The organism is Massilia sp. CT11-108 (genome assembly GCF_047302915.1).
Lineage (GTDB): Bacteria > Pseudomonadota > Gammaproteobacteria > Burkholderiales > Burkholderiaceae_D > Telluria > Telluria orientalis.
Genome location: NZ_JBKYMO010000767.1, coordinates 1 through 1,909 on the forward strand (window position 1 = coordinate 1; position 1,909 = coordinate 1,909).

At 69.4% G+C, this 1,909-nt stretch carries 2 protein-coding genes; both read right to left on the reverse strand.

The window, feature by feature from the left end; all coding sequences use genetic code 11:
* Positions 1-228 precede the first annotated feature (228 nt).
* Positions 229-1,473 carry a M20 family metallopeptidase gene (locus ACEN88_RS30440; protein WP_413345728.1) on the reverse strand — a complete coding sequence of 415 codons (1,245 nt, stop codon included), beginning with the start codon at positions 1,471-1,473 and terminating at the stop codon, positions 229-231.
* A gap of 1 nt (position 1,474) precedes the next feature.
* Positions 1,475-1,909: M20/M25/M40 family metallo-hydrolase (locus ACEN88_RS30445; protein WP_413345730.1), on the reverse strand; the 435-nt coding region annotated here is incomplete at its 5' end.

Sequence of the window (1,909 nt, forward strand, 5' to 3'; positions counted from 1 at the left end):
GGGGGGGCACCCGCCCGCGCCCGCCGGTTTGTGCCTCCCGCGGTACCGGGCCGCGGCGCGGGCGGGTTGGGGGGCGCCGAAGCCCGTCTTCAACATCACGCTGAGGCCGGAGACGCCGCTGACGCTGCGGCTGACGGCGCGTTCCTCGCCGTATTCGTAACCGCTAACGCGTAATGCCGCCGCATAGCCGGCGTCCGCGTGGGCACGGGGTGCCCACCCAACGGTGGCTCAGTCGAGCAGGTCGAACAGCGTACGCGCGACGACCTTGGTCGCGCGGCGCAGGTCTTCCAGGTCGATGTGCTCGTCGGCGCGCTTGGCGTTGCTCTCGCCGACCGTGCGCGGGCCGCAGCCGTACAGCACGGCCGGGACGCCCGCTTCGCCGAACAGGCGCGCGTCCGTGTACAGCGGCGTGCCGGCCGCGCCGATCTCTTCGCCAAACACGCTGGTGGCATGACGCGACAGCGCGTCGACCAGCGGCCGGTTGCCGTCCAGCGGCTGCAGCGCGTTCGCCAGCAGCATGCGCTTGATCTCGATGGTGATGCCGGCGCTGTCGGCGACGGCGTCCTGGATCACCTTGCGGATCGTCGCTTCCACTTCCGCCGGGTTCTCTTCCGGGATCATCCGGCGGTCGAGCTTCAGCACGACCTTGCCCGGCACGACGTTCGTGTTGGTGCCGCCTTCGATCAGGCCCACGTTCAGGTACGGGTGGTTGATGCCCTTCACCTGGCTCTTCACTTTCTTGTACTGCGTGTTCTGGTCGTACAGCGCGACGAGGATGCGGGTCGCGGCCTGCAGCGCGTCGACGCCCGTTTCCGGCACGGCCGCGTGGCCCATCTTGCCGTTGACCGTCACTTCCATCTGCAGGCAGCCGTTGTGCGCGGTGACGACCTGGTAGCTGAAGCCCGCGGCGATCAAGAGGTCCGGCTTGACGAGGCCCTGCTGCAGCAGCCAGCCCGGGCCCAGTTCGCCGCCGAATTCCTCGTCGTACGTGAAGTACAGCTCGACGCCGCCCTTCAGCGGGGCGCCCAGCGCTTCCAGGGCGCGCGTCGCGAACGTGAAGGTGGCGAAATCGCATTTGCTGACGGCGGACGCGCGGCCGAACAGCTGGCCGTCCACCACTTCGCCGCCGTACGGATCATGCGTCCAGCCTTCGCCCGGCGGCACCACGTCGCCGTGCGCGTTCATCGCGACGGTGCGGCCGGCGCCGTACTTGCGGCGCACGATCAGGTTCGTGATCGTCTCCAGGCCGGCGGCCTTGGCAGTCGGCGCCGGGACCGAATGCTTCTCGGCCTCGAAGCCGAATGCCTTCAGCAGGTCGGCGGCGCGCTCGGCGTGCGGCGCATTGTTGCCCGGCGGGGTGTCGGTCGGCACGCGCACGAGCTCCTGCAGGAAGCGTACCTCCTCGTCGAAGTGGGCGTCGATCCAGGCATCGAGGGCCTCGTAGGGGGCGGCGGTTTTATCGGTCGTGGTCATGTCAGGATTCCGTGGCGAGTTGGTCGAGAAGGGTTTGGAAAGCTCGGACGCACAGTTCGGCGTCGTCGTTGGTGATGGATTCGAGCGGGTTGTGGCTGATGCCGGCGTTCAGCCCGCGCAGGAACAGCATGGCCTGCGGCAGGATGTCGTGGATCTTCATCGCATCGTGGCCGGCGCCGCTGGGCATGCGGAACACGGGCAGGCCGAGCGTCTCGACGGCACGTTCCCAGCGCTGGCGCCATTCGGTCGCGCAGGGCGCGGCGGCTGCGCGCATCGTCTCTTCGAGCGAGAACTGCAGGCCGCGGCGGGCGCAGATCGCGGCCAGTTCGGCCCGGATGTCGCTGGCGGCGGCATCGCGCACTTCGTCGGTCGTGGCGCGCACGTCCAGCGAGAAGCGGCAGCGTCCCGGCACGACGTTGATCGAGCCGTTCGGCAC

What these genes read in the sequence shown, in the direction of transcription:
- ACEN88_RS30440 (WP_413345728.1), bottom strand. Translation starts at nt 1,473, where the DNA reads ATGACCACGACCGATAAAACCGCCGCCCCCTACGAGGCCCTCGATGCC.